The organism is Adlercreutzia sp. CNCM I-6216, assembly GCF_977113345.1.
This window is the reverse complement of the sequence record NZ_CDSBIE010000003.1, coordinates 1-14,982: the sequence shown is the minus strand read 5'-3', so window position 1 is coordinate 14,982 and position 14,982 is coordinate 1. Positions and strand designations below refer to the sequence as shown.

The following is a 14,982-nucleotide window of genomic DNA, read 5'->3' as shown; positions in this document are numbered from 1 at the left end:
TCTGAGAAATCTTAAGGAATTCGCCCCAAAAACTGACCGCGCGTTTAAAATCTTCACCAAACATCTCATCGTTGAGCAGAAAACTTGGCGATATGGGGCATCATAGAGCAGGTTGAGGCATCATTTACGGAAAGGAACGGCTTTGGGCAGCGTCATCATCGGATCGGGCAGAGCGCTGCCCGCGCGCATCGTCACCAACGACGAGCTCTCGGAAATCGTAGACACCACCGACGAGTGGATCGTCCCGCGTACGGGCATTCACACCCGCCATGTCGCCATCGAGGAGACCTGCACCGATCTGGGCGCCCAAGCCGCGCTGCGAGCGCTGGGGCTTGAGGAAGGCGGTTGGCAGCGCGAGGCGGGAGCGATCGAAGCTGCCAGCCTGGACATGATAATCTGCCCGACGCTCACCGCCGACACCCACTTCCCCTCCGAGGCCGCCCGCATCCGCGAGCGCATCGGTGCCACAAACGCCGTGTGCTACGACATGTCCTGCGCCTGCTCCGGCTGCGTCTACGGGCTTTCCACCGCTGACCTCATCATGGCCGGCGCCGCCTTCGCGCGCCAGGAAGCTGCCCGCACCGGGACGCCTCTGCGCTGCAACGACGTGCGCCGCGTACTCGTGGTGGCCGCCGAGCGCCTGAGCAAGCTCGTCGACTGGGAAGAGCGCGCCACGTGCATCCTGTTCGGCGACGGTGCCGGGGCCGTGGTGCTGGAATGGCGCGACGAGGCGGAGACCGGTGCTGCCGGCGCCGATGGCGCTGCCGGAGCCGCCGGAGCCGATGCGCCCGGCATCCTCTCCTCGTACATGGAAAACACCGACGACGTCGACCGCACCCTCTGGTGCGACAGCGCCTTCGCCTCCCGCAAGGTGCCCTTCGCCGCCGACGGCACGACCGCCGCCGGTGCTTCTGCCACCGCCACCCCGCGTCTTGCCGCCTCCGATGCGGAAAGCGACCCCTATATGCGCATGGCCGGCCAGGCGGTGTTCAAGTTCGCCACCTCCGCCATGATGCGCTGCACCGAGGAGGCGCTTACCCGCGCCGGGCTGACCACCGACGATGTCACCTTGTTCACACCGCACCAGGCCAACGAGCGCATCATCCGCTACGCCGCCAAGAAGATGGGCCTTCCCATGGAGCGCTTCCATGTGATCATCGACCACGTCGGCAACGTCAGCGGCGCGAGCGCCCTCATCGCCCTGAACGAGGCGCTCTGCGAAGGCAAGCTGCAGCCGGGAGACATCGCCTGCATGACCGCCTTCGGCGGCGGCCTCACCGCCGGCTCCTGCGTCATCCGCATCTAGCCCGCAACCCCAGCAACTAAGGCTCAGTAGGCCGCGAGAAGGCGGAGGGGTGCCGCGCGCAGTTCTTTCTATGGCATAACGAAATGTCGGCAGCTCCCGACGAGCCCTGCCATAGAAAGCTGTTTGAGCACGGCGCCCCTCCGCCTTCTCGCGGCCGGACAGGTTAATCGATACTTTAGGAGGCAGCCGCAATGCGGTCGGCGGCTTCTTGCACCTTCGCGTCGATGCGGGCCTTCTCATCCCCTTCGGCCAGTACCGGCTGGTAGGTGTTGCGGTCGGTCTCCGTGGAAACCGAGGCGGCGATGAAGTCCACGTCGTCGTTCTTGGCCACCTCGTCACCCGTCACCGTGAACGTTTGCTGGAAGATGAGGCAGTCCTTGTCGTCGGGGTTGGTGTTGCCGCCGAAGCAGAAGTTGCCGAGGCTGTAGACAATGTAGCGGCCCTGATACACCTCCCAGCCCTGCACCACGTGCGGGTGCGAGCCCACCACCAGATCGGCCCCCGCATCGATGGCGGCGCGCCCGGCGGTCTGCTGGCCCTCGGTGATGTCGTACTCGTGCTCCTGGCCCCAGTGCACGTACACGATCACGAGCTGGGCGCCCTCGGCCCGGGCCGCGGCGATGTTGTCGGTCATCTCCTTGGTGTTCTCGGCGCTGTCCTCGGGGAAGTACGACCCGATGAGCGCCACCTTCACGCCCTTCACATCCAGATACGCGATGCGGTCGTAGCCGAAGCTTTGCACCCCCTCGGCGTCCAGCGCGGCAATGGTGTCGTCGTAGCCCGTCTGGCCGTAGTCCTGGGAGTGGTTGTTGGCCAGCGTCGCCGCCTCTACCGAGGCGCTCGAGAGGATTTTGGCGTACTCCGGCTTGCCGCGGAAGGCGAACTTCTTGTCGGCCCGCTCGCCGCCCTCGGTCAGCGCACCCTCCATGTTCACCACGGTAAGGTCGTCGGAGCCGAACAGGTCGGCGACGTTGCGCAAGAAGTAGGTGGCATCGCCCTCCTCGGCCTGCCAGCGGCTGTTGAAGGACCGCTCGTTCTCGTAGTTGATGTCGGTACCGAGCGTGCAGTCGCCGGCGAAGGTGACGGTCAGCGTCACGGGCTCGGAAGACGCCTTGTCCCCGCCGGCCGTCTCTCCGCCGTCAGAGGCAGCCGGAGCTGCCGGCGTGTCAGTTGGCGCCGGAGTCGTCGACGCCGAAGCTTCGACGGCCGAGTCCCGACCCTCGGAGGCACCGGCACGGCCAGCGAGCAAGAGCCCAATAGCCGCAAGTTCGACAACAATAACAACAACGAGAAGGATCTTCAGCGGAGTCGGACAGGTCGGTTTCGCGTACATGTAATGCCTTTTCTAGAACCCTTAGAACACTAAGAGGCAAACGATCACAACAAGAAGAACGACGATCAGGGGAACGGCGATCTTGACGAACATCGGCACCCCGGAGCCGCCCTGGGTGCCGCCGTAGTTGGCCCGGCCGCTCATGACGCCGGCGAATCCGACGTCGGAGGCGCTCGAGCCGCGCGGACGACGCGCGGGCGCCGGAGCGCCGGGAGCCCCCTCGGCGGGCGCGACGAAGCCCTGCCCAGCCCGGGAATGCCAGGTGCGGTTGTCCATGACATCGATCATCGGGTCGTGGCGGTCGCGGTCGTCGCGGGAGTAGGCGGAAATCTGGTGGCTCTCGTTGAAGGTGCGCGAGTCGATACTGCCCCGGCCGTCGATGACCTCGCGGTTGAGCGCGCGGCCCCGCCGAGCTTCCGACAGGGCATCGCGAGAGGCGCGGGCGCGCTCGTAGCTTTCCATGGAGGAGCGGGTGAGGTCGTAGCTTTCCTGGGAGGACAAAGGCGGCACCACGCGCGTTCGGCGCTGGCCGGCGCGCTGGGCCGGGGTTGCGGGTGCGGGACGCTGCTGGGCGGCGCGACGAGCCTCCTGCTCGCGCTGCTGGGCCGCAAGGGCCTCGCGCCGGGCCGCGCGATCGGCATCGCGCTGGGCGGCGCTGGCCGTATAGGCGCGGGACGCCTGCTGGGAGCGCAGGCGCGCGTCACGGGCGCGCATCTCGTCTTGGGTCGCGTAGGACTGCAAAATGCTCTCTCGCGAGGGGCGCGTGGTGATCTTGCCCCGCGAGCCCTGGGGAGCCCGGCCGGCCGGAGCCGGCGCATCGGGTCGCTCGGGGCTGCGGCCGTAGGCATCCCCTCGGGGGTCTTGGTTCATTCCCATGGATGATCAACCTCGTGTTCGTTTCCGTCGTGCGTTTCGCGTGTTCGTTTGGTGGCAGCACGCCGGCCGCCAAAGCAGCTTGCGTGCGGTTGTGTCCATCGAAATACAGGTGGGCTCATTATAGGCAAAATATCGCCTTGCGACCTCCCCTCTTCGCGAAAAGCCCTCAGACCTCAACAATCGGCAGCGGCGAAAACCTCAGCACGTGCAGCAAGGGGCGACCAACATCGCCCCCTACGGGAGCCAAACGGCAGCGGCCCCCACAACTTCTGCGCAACCCGCGCCGTTTCCGCTTGCATGCCGTCAACAATGGCGACGGGATGGAAACGGGCGTATTTCAAGGCGGCTTCTTTCTTCCGAACAAGTTCTCTTACGCATACGCGATTCCAACAATGCCCAGTTCAGAGCCTATTTGTGACCTGGACACCCTAAGATAGGCACTGTCAAGTTCCATTCTTGGCCCTTACCGCACGAGAGGGTTCGCCTCGCAAAGAAGAAGCCCGTCCGCGACTCCGTCGATAGGCCTCGTGAAAGGAAGAAGCGTCATGAAGGCATCGAAACTCATAGCCGCCGTTGTTTCCGGCGCCGCCGCGCTCGCCCTGGTCGGCGGCATCGCCTACGCCATGGAGCCCGATCATGATCCGGCGACCCTGCCCATGCCCGAGGCGGCCCAGGACACGTCCATCGTCAAGCAGGTGGCCTCCATCATCGTCTACGAGGATCAGGAAGAGGCGGTGGCCATGGCCTCCGAGTTCGACGACATCCACGACGAGCTGGCCATGGACGCGGTTTCCAGCCGCGCCTCCCTGTCCGCCAAGCACAGCGCGAGCCACGATGCCACAGCCAAGACCGCCGCGAGCGCTGCCGGCGAGACACCCGAAGGCTCCGACGATTCCATCGACGTGGAGGCCGTCGACGTGACCGAGCCCCTCGAGACCATCTCCCCCGAAGGCGATGAAATGGTAGCGGACTCCATCGACGTGAACGGGGACATCGTCACCTACGTCCCCTCCTACGAAAGCGCCTCGGCTCCCGCCTCCGGTGCGGGACTGTGGATGGGCTCCGATAGCACCACCGATGGCAGCTGGGGCTACTTCATCGGTCACAACCCCGGCGACTTCACCTGCGTCATGACCCTGAAGAACGGGGATCCCGTCACCGTGTGCGACTCCGATGGGAACACGCGCACCTACTCCGTCGTCGACGAGTTCATCGTTCCCGATAGCACCTACTGGGAGGACATCCAGTCCCGCGTGACCGACTACGGCGAGTCGATCATTCTGCAGACATGCTGCGGGGACAACGCCCATTACCGCGTGGTCATCGCCGTCTAGAGGCGACAGCGACCCGCTCCTCCCCTCTTCCGAGCCGCCCGGTCATACCGATCGGGCGGCTCTTTGCCGGCAGGTTGCGCTACCCTAGGGAATCACTGCGGAATGCACCCTCGAGAAAGGACCCTCATGGCACGCCTCGGCGTTATCGACCTCGGCTCCAATTCGGTTCGCCTAGTCGTTTACGAGACCAAGCGGGAAGATGCCGCCAAGCCCTTCCGCACGTTGGTCGACGAGAAGAAGATGGCCGGCCTTGCCGCCTACGTGACCGACGGGGCCCTCTCCAGCGCGGGCATCGCACGAGCCGTAACCGTGCTGGGCGACCTGCTGAAGCTGGCCGACAACCTCAACTGCGCGCGCGTCGATATCTTCGCCACCGCCGTGCTGCGCAACTGCGCGAATTCCGAAGCGGCGACTGCGGCCATCGAGACAGCCATCAACCATAGGGTGCGCGTGCTCTCCGCCCGCGAGGAGGCCCACCTCGGGTTCGTCGGCGCCTCCATCGGCACACCCCTTGCAGCAGGCACGCTCATCGATGTCGGCGGCGGCTCGACGGAGCTGACGGCCCTTGCGTCCGATGGCGACCATGCGGGGATCTCGATACCTTTCGGCTGCGTGCTCGCCTACGCGAACTACGTGCGCTGCGTCATTCCCACCCCGGCCGAATGCCGCACCATCGCCGACGCGTTCCGCAAAGAACTCCAGGCGCTACCGAATTTGGAGGGGTACCGAAGCGAGCGGCTCTACGGCATCGGCGGATCGGTGCGCGCCCTCGCGAAGATGGTCGCCGCCGTATGGGGCGACGACACTCGGCCCAAGAGCATCAGCCGCAAGGACATGGAAGGGCTCGCCGATCTCCTTCAGGGCGACGTCTCCGTTTTCGCCCATCGCGCCGTGAAAGCCGCCCCCGACCGCGTTCACAGCCTCGTTCCCGGCATGATCATCGTGCGCACGCTCGCAGAGGAGCTGGGCGCCGCCGAAGTTATCCCCTGCAAATACGGCATCCGCGAGGGCTACCTCGTCACCCACATGCTTTAGGGCCCCGCCGATTTACCCCATGGAGCCGGTCAACCTCGCTTGCCCCACATCCCGTAGGGGCTGACCTTGGTCAGCCCTCTCAACCGGAATGGTGCCCCCAGCTGCGTAGGGGGCGACCAAGGTCGCCCCCTACGGATCGCACTTGCAGGGCTCTACAACAGCTCGGCCGCCAAGCGACGGGCCTTCTCCATCACCTCGCGCTCCAGATCGGCAATGGCCGGCGGCGTCCAGCTGACGGCATCGGCGCCGGCCGCAATGGTGGCGCGGATGGCGTCGTCGGTCGGGCCGCCCGTGGCGATGATCGGCAGGTCGGGGTATTCCCAGCGCAAAGCCTCCACCACCTGTGGCGTACGGGCGCCGGCGGCCACGTTCACGATGGAGGCCCCCGCCGCAATCTGGCGGTGCACCACGTCGTCGGCAGCGCAGGCGGTAACGCACACGGGCACGGCCACCTTCTCCACGAGCGCCGAGATGGACTCCACGGGAATGGACGTGTTCACCACGACGGCGGCCACGCCGGACATCTCGGAGTGCAGGGCCGCCTCCACGCAGCGCTCGCCCTGGGTGATGGAGCCGCCGACCCCGTTGAACACCGGGCGCTGGGACGCGGCCACGAGCGCCTGGGTGATGGCCGGCTGGCAGGTGAAGGGGTACACCGCGAGCACCGCATCGGCGTCGCAGTGGCAGATGACGGCCAGGTCCGTCGAGAACACGAGCGAGCGGATCTTGCGTCCCTGAATGGCGATGCCGGGGGCCGTACGCATGACCTCGGGCACGGAAAGCACGCTCTCGTGGGCCCGCGCCCGCTCCGCATGTTCTCTCTTGATGACCTTGGTCACAGCCGTGCTCCTCGCTCTTGCCGCCTTCGGCGCCGCACCGACGCCTTCTTTTTGGAACGCCCAGTATAGCAAGAGGGGCGCCCGCGCTACCGCTGAAGTCGCCCCCTGCGCCATCTTTCCGCTTCCGAGGCGGCAAGGCGCCTTCAGTGGGGTACGCTTCTGCCGACGATACCCTGCGGCGCGCAGGCCTTAAGCCCCGGCGCCGCCCACGGAAGGAGTGCCCTATGAACGTCGTATGCCTCGATTTGGAAGGCGTGCTGGTTCCCGAAATCTGGATCGCCTTCGCCGAGGAAGCCGGCATCCCCGAGCTTAAGCGCACCACCCGCGACGAGCCCGATTACGACAAGCTCATGAAGTGGCGCCTCGACGTTCTGGCCGAGCACGGGCTGGGGCTGCCCGATGTGCAGGCGACTATCGCGAAGATCGACCCCATGCCCGGCGCCCGCGCATTCCTGGACGAGCTGCGCAGCCTCACCCAGGTCATCATCATCTCCGATACCTTCGAGCAGTTCGCCAAGCCCCTCATGGAGAAGCTCGGCTGGCCGACGCTGTTCTGCAACGAGCTCGTCGTCGCCGAAGACGGCACCATCACCGACTTCGCCATGCGCTGCCCCGAGACCAAGCTCACCACGGTGCGCGCGCTGCACTCCTGCGGCATGCAGACCATCGCCGCCGGCGACTCCCATAACGATTTGGGCATGATCCTGGATTCGAAGGCCGGCTTTTTGTTCCGCACCACCGACGCCATCAAGGCCGAGTACCCGGAGCTGCCGGCCCTGGAAACCTACGACGAGCTGCTCGCCGCCATCAAGGCCGCCTTATAGTTCCGTTCGCCCTAACGGGACGAACGGACCCGTCGACGCTGCGATTCCGACAGGCACCTGCCCTTCGCATTCAGCGCTTTCCCTCACGGCCCGAAGGCCGCTCGGCCGCGCTTCAAGCGAATTGCAGGTGCCTGTCGGAACCTCGCTGACTTCCTTGGGCGAACCTGGTATCTTTTGCATTCTTATGGAAGAAGCACTCCTGGAAATAATCGAAGCCGTGCGCAGCGGCGTCGTCGGTGGCGAAGGAGCCGACAGCAGCGCCGACGCCGCGTGGCTCGACAAGCTGGTGCGTCGGCACAACCGCGCCGCCCACGACGGCACGCGCCAGGTGGCCAAGCGGCGACTCCTCCCCTTCTACCTGCGCGTGAAGGCCGAGGAGCCCGAGCGGTGGGCGGCGTGGAACGTGAGCGAGGCGACCGACGCAGCCCTCGTGCGCCTTCTGCAGGCCAAACCGCGGCGCACCGCCTCGGGCGTGGCCACCATCACCGTGCTCACGAAGCCCTGGCCGTGCTCGGGCGCCTGCGTGTTCTGCCCGAACGATATCCGTATGCCGAAGAGCTATCTTTCCGACGAGCCGGCCTGCCAGCGGGCCGAGCGATGCTGGTTCGACCCCTTCCTCCAAGTGGCCGCGCGCCTGCGAACGCTGACCGCCATGGGACATGTCACCGACAAGGTGGAGCTCATCGTGCTGGGCGGTACCTGGAGCGACTACCCCGCCGCCTACCAGCGCTGGTTCACAGGCGAGCTCTTCCGCGCTTTGAACCTGCCCGACGAGGAGCGCGCCCGCGAGGCGACCGAGCGCCAGAGGTGGTACGAGAACCGTGGCCTCCCCTGCGACCGCGACGCACTGGCCGCCGCCGCTGCGCCCCTCCAACAGCGCATCGACGCCGGAGAGCTCACCTACAACGAGGCGTGGCGGGAGGCCTATGCGGCAGAGGGCCCACGCGGCCATGAGGCCGAGGCATTCCCGCATCCCGGCATTTCGACGGCGGCCCAGAGGGCAGACCAAGGTCTGCCCCTGCGGGAAGACGCTGAAAACGCAGCGCCGAAGGAACTTTCCTGGGACGATCTTTTCGCCCTGCATCGCGCCAACGAAACGGCACCGAAGCGCGTCGTCGGGCTGGTGGCGGAAACGCGCCCCGATCTCGTCACCGCCGATGCCTGCCGAACCCTGCGCGCGCTCGGCTGCACCAAGGTGCAGATCGGCATCCAGAGCCTCTCCGACGACCTTCTCGCCGCCAACTGCCGCGCCATCACGTCCGCGCGCATCGCCGACGCCATGGCCCTCTTGCGGCGGTTCGGCTTCAAAAGCCACGTGCACTTCATGGTGAACCTGCTCGGCGCCGACCCCGCCTCCGACATTGCCGACTACCGTCGTCTCGTTACCGACCCGGCGTTTCTGCCCGATGAGGTGAAGCTCTATCCCTGCTGCCTTGTGGAAAGCGCCCGACTCACCGACTGCTACGAGGCCGGCCGCTGGCGCCCCTACACCGAAGAGGAGCTCGTGGGCGTCCTTGTTGCCGACGTGCTGGCCACGCCGCCCTGGACGCGCATCTCCCGCATGATCCGCGACATCTCCGCCACCGACATCCTCGTCGGCAACAAGAAGACCAACCTGCGCCAAGTGGTGGAGGCCGCCGTCGATGCCACGGGCGAGCCCGTCGCCGAGATCCGCTCCCGCGAGATCTCCGTGGAAGGCGCCACCGTGGGCGACCTCTCCCTTCAGACCATCGCCTACCAGACCGCCACCACCGAAGAGCGCTTCCTTGAATGGATCACCCCCGAGAACAAGATCGCCGGCTTCTGCCGCCTGTCGCTGCCGACGGCACTTCCCCGCGACACCGCCAACGAGTCCTCTCCCCCTCCCATCAAGAGCGAGCAAAGCGAGACGAGGGGTTCCTCGCTTGCTTCCCCCTCCGCACCGCAGGAGGCCATGATCCGCGAAGTGCATGTGTACGGGAAGGTGGCCGCCCTGCACCGCACCGGCGAGGGCACCCAGCATCTGGGCCTCGGGCGGGCGCTCGTGGAAGAGGCCTGCGCCCAAGCGGCGGCCGCCGGGTACACCGCGATCAACGTCATCAGCGCCGTGGGCACCCGCGTCTACTACCGCAACCTCGGCTTTAAGGACGCCGGGCTCTACCAGAAACGGCCGCTGCCATGAGCATCGCCGACGAGCAGCGTGTTTCCGCATCCGGAGCAACGACCGCGCAGAGCGCCTCGCAGCCCGACGCCTACTCCCCCCAGGTCATCCGCAAGCTGAACGCCCTCACGAGCGACTTCTACGCCCGCGAAGCCGCCTCGTTCTCGGCCACGAGACAAGCCCCTTGGCATGGTTGGGAGAAGGCTTGGGAGCTCATCACGGCCCCCGATGCCGCGCAAGGCCCCTTCCCCAGCCACGCCGCCCGCGTCCCCGATGACAGTGCCGGCGATTCCGGGGCGCCCCTCACCATCCTCGACCTTGGCTGCGGCAACCTCCGCTTCGAGCGCTTCCTCGCCGAACACACGAACGCCCCCCTGCGCATCACCGCCCTCGACAACTGCCCCGATCTGGCATCTCCCGCAATCGGCGCCCTATCTGCCGCCTTTCCGCACAGCCCTAGCAGCTCCTCTGCTGCTTCCAAAACGAAAGGAGGGGATGCTTCAGGACAGGGCACGAACCTCCCCGAAAAGACCACCGTAGATCTCCGCGCCCTCGACATCGTGGAATCCCTCCTCGACGGCACCTTCGCCGATCGTCTCCCGCGCAACTCCTGCGACCTCGCTGTCGCCTTCGGACTCATGCACCACCTGCCGACAGGCGCCCTGCGGGCCCGGGTTCTCGAAGGGCTCCTTAGTTCCCTGAGGCCCGGCGGCTTCGCCATCGTGTCGTTCTGGCAGTTCCTGAACGATGCGCGCTTGGCCGCCAAGGCCGCCGCGGCCACTGCCGAGGGCCGCGTCGCCCACGGCTTGCCCACCTTCCAAGAAAACGACTTTCTCCTCGGTTGGCAGCACGCAGAGGGCGTCTACCGCTTCTGCCACCATACGCCCGAGAAGGAAATCGATGCCCTCCTCGCCCCCATCCGCAACCCCAGCGCACCTTCTGCCAGCAGCTGCGCGTCCACCGCCTCCCTCCCCTTGCGTGAGGTCGCCCGCTTCTCCGCCGACGGCAAGCAGGGCAACCTCAACCGCTATGTAGTTTTGCAGCGCTCCCAATGCTAGGCGCATCCTCTGCTAAAGTGCGCACCATGGCAAGAATACCTGACATCCCCAAAGTCGCTCGCCGCCGCGAGCGCGAGAAGCGCACCATCTCGAACATGGTGGCGATTTATTGCGCCGGCAACCACGAGGCGACCGCACGCACCGAGACCAGCCATGCCGGCGAGGCGCTCTGCCCCGCGTGCAAGGCCATCGACGACTACTGCGTCCTGCGCACCGAGCGCTGTCGGTCCATGGCCCACAAAACAAGCTGCGAGGAATGCGGCAACCACTGCTACGCCCCCGCCCAGCGCGAGCAGATCCGCGCCATCATGCGTTACGCCGGTCCGCGGATGATCCTCCATCACCCCGTGGCCGCCGTCCGTCACCTGCTGAAGAAGTAGAAGGCCCTACAAAAACCCGCGCAAATGGCGGTGGAAGGCCTCGCGAGTGGCCACGGAGCGCTGGCGGCTCACCGGCAGCTGTATGCCCGTGGAAAGCGTGGCGGTTTTGCCATCCACCCACTCGAGATAGTTCATGTTCACGAGAAAGCTCATGTGGCTGCGCACGAAGTTCGGCGGCAGCTGGTCCTCGAAATCCGACAGCTTTGCGTAGGTCTCCACCGTATCGTCGACCATATGCACGATCACCTTGCGACGGTTGCTCTCAAGGTAGATGATCTTGCCCACGGGAAGCCGCCTCACCGCGCCGCCGCAGGTCACTGGCAAATAGGCGCCCGTCTGCGACGCGAGCCGCTCGAGCGCCTTGCCGAGCGCAGCGTAAAGCTGCTCGGCCTGCACGGGCTTCAGCAGGAAGTACACGTGCGGCGTTTCGTAGACCGGCGTGGCGTATTCCACGTAGCCCGTCACGTAAATTACCTGGGTACCGCAGCCCTCGGGAAACAGCCGCGAGACCGCCTCGATGCCGTCGGAGAATCGTCCCGCGTCGTCGTCCATGCGCACATCCATGAGGCAGATGTCCACCGGCCCGTGGTGGGCCTGGAAGCTTTCGAGATCGGGCACGCTCTGAAAGGTGAGGATATCGAAGGACGAGAACGGCGCATCGGCGATCATGTCCGCCAGGATCCTGCATTGGCGAAGGTCGTCATCGACAACGGCCACAGTGTACACGCATCGTCCTTTCTCGTCTTCGGCTCCCGAATGCGCAAACGGCCCCGCTGCGCGCGGCGGCCATCGCAAGCTGTTATTATCTCAAAAGAGGATTCATTCCCTCCGCACCATGTCATTTTCAGTCGGAATGTTGTCACAAAATGCAAATCACTTCGGGGAACGGCACACGCCCTGACCTTCGCGGTTGGCGTCATTCAAAGCCCGTTCGGCCCTATGCCGCGAGACTCAGCGGCCCTTCTGCCGCCGGTTACCCGCCTTCCAGCCGCCGGCTAATCTACCGGCAGCGCACTATCAAGCTCGCCACCCACTGGTCTCCCTCGGCGGCACTCTCGAAAGACCCGTCGTAGCGCTCCGCCAGCGCCCCCAAGATATCGAGGCCCCAACCATGGGAGTCCACGGCGCACCGCCGCTGTCGCCCCGGCTTCGCCGAAGGGGCGCCGCCGCTTTTGGGGCTGCAACTGTTGACCACCCGTACAACAAGCATAGCGCCATGCACCGAGGCGTCCAGGCGCACGAATCGCCTGCCCTCAGCCTTCACGGCCCCGTTGATGCCATTGTCGAGCATATTCGAGAACAAAGCGCACAAGTCTACATCGCTGATGGACACTCTGGCGGGGACGTCGGCATGCACCTCAAAGGCAACTCCCTCCTCGCCTGCGCGACGCGCCTTTAGAGCCAAAAGCGCATCGACAACGTCGTTGCGGCAATAGCGCGCAAAGGGCGACCCGACTGCAAGCTCTCCTGCACCGACGACCTCGTCCGTACCGCACTGCTCGATCGCCCGATTCAGCACCTGAACCATGCCACGACGCACGTCGTCTGCCTCTTGCACCTCTCGCCGAGCAGCGGCCGCGCCCTGACGTGTCGCTTCCAGCAGCTCAGCTGCCGCACGGGCCTGATCCTGGGCCGACTCCTTGCGCGCACCCAGCGAAAGGCTCGGCAGTGCGAGACCATCGGCCACCAGACACGCTACCGTGGCGAAAACAACGTAGGGAACAAATCGATCCAGAAAGGGATCGCGCATAGCAAAGGCGCCGAACGCGACAAGAGCGCATGCCTGGGTCAGGGGAATCGCCATCGCAGCCAAGCGCCTCGAGAGCGGTACGGCACCCATGCGCACGCCGTACCAGAGGGCCATGGCCGAAAGCAGAGCGGAGCACAGAACAACCTCAGCCATCGACGTCGTCACAACGAACCTCCCTCTGGCATCTCCTCCGTCGAAACTCGTTCCGCCATAGCGCAAAGAAGCCGGCGAGCCTCTTCGGCGCGCCCCCTCTCCTGCAGCGCGCGGGCCGCCGCCATCTCGTTTCGAAGATCGTGCCGCAAATGGGCAACAGCCCTCACCTGGGCCTGAGCGTTCTCGTACTCCTCGAGGTAGGCAACGCGCTGGCGAGCCAGCTCTTCGCTGCGGCGCTGGGCGCGGGCGGCAACTTCCCAATGCCACGAGGCGACGATGGCCCCAATGCCGACCACCAGATACACCAGCAGAATCAACGCAATGACCGCATAGGCGCCCGTCCCCAGCGAACGGGCCATGCAGATCATGGGGACGCTGGCCATAAGCAGCTGAGCCACAAGCAATCCGGCGAAGACGACGCTACCCCGCGTGTCGGCCGTGCGCCATGCCCAACGCCGAAACAGGACAACCGCAGGTATCAGCAGTATTGCCGAGAGGCCTATGTCGAGAACCTCGTAGATGAGCCATTTCCCCAGATCACTTCGATACAGCTCGAACTCGACTGCGGAGTCCTCGGGGATCGGCATGCCGAAGATGGCCTCCCAGCACGTCCAGACAACGACTCCCGCCACTATCGAGCACAGCTGAATCACGAACAGGGCGCTCACCTTGCGAAACGGGGAACCCCTCCAAAAAAGGAGCGGCAGCACAAACTCAAGAATGCCGCACACCAAAAGGCCCACCCAAAACCATGAGAGCACCGTCCCGAAGACAAACGCCCAAAGAGGGGTGCCGATAAGCTCGAGAGCCAGAAAAAGGCCACGCCTTCGCATCGGCAGCATTTGCGTTGCTGCCAAAGCTATGATCCAAGGCTCGATGCACAGATCAATCACGTCGATCAACACCGCAATCGGATCCACCAATCCCTCCCTTTCGAACACTTCGATTTGTTCAGCGATGCGCCCGCTGATGCCCAGTAAGGCTCAGGCAAAACTCGGGCAACGCTCGGGCACGCGAGAGCGCAAGAACTCCAGCCCCAGCTTCGCTCAGAGAAGAATTCCACAAGAGCCCGGCCGCTTCAACGGGACTCTTGCGCGCTTGTCATTTTCGGTCGTTTCGATGTCACCAATGACATCGACCGCCGGCGAGCGGCTTGCCACCCCACGTGGTGCGACGGCATCGGAACCACTACAATCGCAGGCCTGATTCTATAAGTCCTTCAATGGCCCTACCGAAGGCATCGTCCCTCTCGTCTCTCGCTTCCGATAGCATAGAAAGCGGAGATGGGATGCCTCCAGCGAGGCTCACGCGCCTTCGATCCGCTCGCTCCATGATTTCTCGGCGTTTAGCAAGCCTTGCCTCCTGCTCGGCAGCCAACCCAAGGGGAATCACATGCGAAGCATATCGGTCCGAGCTCTTTCCCCTCGCAGCCGTCTCCGCTGCTGCAATCGTCCGTTTCGCCATGCTTCTATGGCGCAAAGCGGAAAGAGCACAGAGTTCTTCGCAAGAATCGCTCAAAAAACAATGGGGCTGAAATACAAGCATAACCTTCTCCTCGCACGTTATGCGTATGCACTATATATGACGTAAATGACATATTCAAGAGATACGAAGGCCATCGAGGCGGATTCGCTCCCGCAGCCGTCCCATAACAGAGGCCGATGCCAAAAAGCATTTCTTTCAGTTGTGCCTACGGCGCTCTTGATAGTTTTCAAGATAAGCAGAAAACTCTTCCGACGTGTCTGAATTGCCGCTACGCCATGCCTTGTGATCGATTATCTCGCTTTCAAACCCATAGTAGCTGTCGATGTACGCGATGAGGCCATCGAGAGCCTCAAGCTGCGCCTCAGGATAGTATTGGAGTCAGGTTAAATCAGCCACACCCAAGTCGGAGATAAATCGCCAATCCCGGCCAATTTAATTTCGCCAATACGCCAGTGATTCTAGTTGCGAT

The 14,982-nt window shown here is 64.7% G+C and carries 13 protein-coding genes; 7 read left to right on the top strand and 6 right to left on the bottom strand.

Annotation, left to right across the window (positions count from 1 at the left end):
- Nucleotides 1-142: 142 nt before the first annotated feature.
- The gene (locus ACYVRU_RS03620) at nucleotides 143-1,306 is read left to right on the top strand and encodes a beta-ketoacyl-ACP synthase 3 (RefSeq protein ID WP_452039466.1); all 1,164 of its coding nucleotides are present in this window, start codon (nucleotides 143-145) and stop codon (nucleotides 1,304-1,306) included.
- A gap of 175 nt (nucleotides 1,307-1,481) precedes the next feature.
- Here ACYVRU_RS03620 and ACYVRU_RS03615 read toward each other — a convergent pair whose 3' ends face one another.
- On the bottom strand, nucleotides 1,482-2,639 hold the full coding sequence (locus tag ACYVRU_RS03615) for a CapA family protein (RefSeq protein WP_418133506.1): 1,158 nt from the start codon (nucleotides 2,637-2,639) through the stop codon (nucleotides 1,482-1,484).
- 21 nt (nucleotides 2,640-2,660) lie between these two features.
- Entirely contained in the window at nucleotides 2,661-3,515 is an 855-nt protein-coding gene (locus ACYVRU_RS03610; RefSeq protein WP_157012606.1) for a hypothetical protein, read from the bottom strand.
- Nucleotides 3,516-4,060: 545 nt separating this feature from the next.
- Between ACYVRU_RS03610 and ACYVRU_RS03605 the strand changes: the two genes are divergently transcribed.
- Nucleotides 4,061-4,849 (top strand): sortase domain-containing protein, encoded by a 789-nt coding sequence (locus ACYVRU_RS03605; protein WP_452039467.1) that lies wholly within the window; start codon nucleotides 4,061-4,063, stop codon nucleotides 4,847-4,849.
- Nucleotides 4,850-4,975: 126 nt separating this feature from the next.
- Nucleotides 4,976-5,884 carry a Ppx/GppA phosphatase family protein gene (locus ACYVRU_RS03600; RefSeq protein ID WP_302223857.1) on the top strand — a complete coding sequence of 303 codons (909 nt, stop codon included), beginning with the start codon at nucleotides 4,976-4,978 and terminating at the stop codon, nucleotides 5,882-5,884.
- Nucleotides 5,885-6,036: 152 nt separating this feature from the next.
- On the opposite strand, the gene ACYVRU_RS03595 is transcribed toward ACYVRU_RS03600, so the two are convergent.
- A complete protein-coding gene (locus ACYVRU_RS03595; protein ID WP_302234352.1) occupies nucleotides 6,037-6,723 on the bottom strand; it encodes a beta/alpha barrel domain-containing protein in 687 nt (228 codons plus the stop codon).
- Nucleotides 6,724-6,947: 224 nt separating this feature from the next.
- Here ACYVRU_RS03595 and thrH point away from each other — a divergent pair, with 224 nt between their 5' ends.
- The 4 genes from thrH (at nucleotide 6,948) to ACYVRU_RS03575 (ending at nucleotide 11,125) form a co-directional block, all read left to right on the top strand.
- On the top strand, nucleotides 6,948-7,547 hold the full coding sequence (thrH, locus tag ACYVRU_RS03590; RefSeq protein ID WP_117285118.1) for a bifunctional phosphoserine phosphatase/homoserine phosphotransferase ThrH: 600 nt from the start codon (nucleotides 6,948-6,950) through the stop codon (nucleotides 7,545-7,547).
- 184 nt (nucleotides 7,548-7,731) lie between these two features.
- Nucleotides 7,732-9,708 (top strand): elongator complex protein 3, encoded by a 1,977-nt coding sequence (locus ACYVRU_RS03585; protein WP_452039468.1) that lies wholly within the window; start codon nucleotides 7,732-7,734, stop codon nucleotides 9,706-9,708.
- On the top strand, nucleotides 9,705-10,745 hold the full coding sequence (locus ACYVRU_RS03580) for a class I SAM-dependent methyltransferase (protein ID WP_452039469.1): 1,041 nt from the start codon (nucleotides 9,705-9,707) through the stop codon (nucleotides 10,743-10,745). The genes ACYVRU_RS03585 and ACYVRU_RS03580 overlap by 4 nt, the downstream gene beginning before the upstream one ends.
- Nucleotides 10,746-10,771: 26 nt before the next feature.
- Nucleotides 10,772-11,125, top strand: coding sequence for a nitrous oxide-stimulated promoter family protein (locus ACYVRU_RS03575; RefSeq protein WP_452039470.1), 354 nt, complete (start codon nucleotides 10,772-10,774; stop codon nucleotides 11,123-11,125).
- A gap of 6 nt (nucleotides 11,126-11,131) precedes the next feature.
- Here the strand turns inward: ACYVRU_RS03575 and ACYVRU_RS03570 are convergent, their stop codons facing one another.
- The 3 genes from ACYVRU_RS03570 to ACYVRU_RS03560 form a co-directional block, all read right to left on the bottom strand.
- Nucleotides 11,132-11,851 (bottom strand): LytR/AlgR family response regulator transcription factor, encoded by a 720-nt coding sequence (locus tag ACYVRU_RS03570; RefSeq protein ID WP_302808706.1) that lies wholly within the window; start codon nucleotides 11,849-11,851, stop codon nucleotides 11,132-11,134.
- Between the two features lie 274 nt (nucleotides 11,852-12,125).
- Nucleotides 12,126-13,040, bottom strand: coding sequence for a GHKL domain-containing protein (locus ACYVRU_RS03565; RefSeq protein ID WP_452039471.1), 915 nt, complete (start codon nucleotides 13,038-13,040; stop codon nucleotides 12,126-12,128).
- Nucleotides 13,037-13,948: a hypothetical protein gene (locus ACYVRU_RS03560; RefSeq protein ID WP_452039472.1), complete on the bottom strand. Its 912-nt coding sequence runs from the start codon at nucleotides 13,946-13,948 to the stop codon at nucleotides 13,037-13,039. Before ACYVRU_RS03560 ends, ACYVRU_RS03565 begins: the two co-directional genes overlap by 4 nt.
- Between the last annotated feature and the right edge of the window lie 1,034 nt (nucleotides 13,949-14,982).

Coding starts and splice junctions, on each gene's coding strand:
- ACYVRU_RS03615 (WP_418133506.1), bottom strand. CDS start 2,639: ATGTACGCGAAACCGACCTGTCCGACTCCGCTGAAGATCCTTCTCGTT.
- ACYVRU_RS03610 (WP_157012606.1), bottom strand. CDS start 3,515: ATGGGAATGAACCAAGACCCCCGAGGGGATGCCTACGGCCGCAGCCCC.
- ACYVRU_RS03605 (WP_452039467.1), top strand. CDS start 4,061: ATGAAGGCATCGAAACTCATAGCCGCCGTTGTTTCCGGCGCCGCCGCG.
- ACYVRU_RS03600 (WP_302223857.1), top strand. CDS start 4,976: ATGGCACGCCTCGGCGTTATCGACCTCGGCTCCAATTCGGTTCGCCTA.
- thrH (WP_117285118.1), top strand. CDS start 6,948: ATGAACGTCGTATGCCTCGATTTGGAAGGCGTGCTGGTTCCCGAAATC.
- ACYVRU_RS03585 (WP_452039468.1), top strand. CDS start 7,732: ATGGAAGAAGCACTCCTGGAAATAATCGAAGCCGTGCGCAGCGGCGTC.
- ACYVRU_RS03580 (WP_452039469.1), top strand. CDS start 9,705: ATGAGCATCGCCGACGAGCAGCGTGTTTCCGCATCCGGAGCAACGACC.
- ACYVRU_RS03575 (WP_452039470.1), top strand. CDS start 10,772: ATGGCAAGAATACCTGACATCCCCAAAGTCGCTCGCCGCCGCGAGCGC.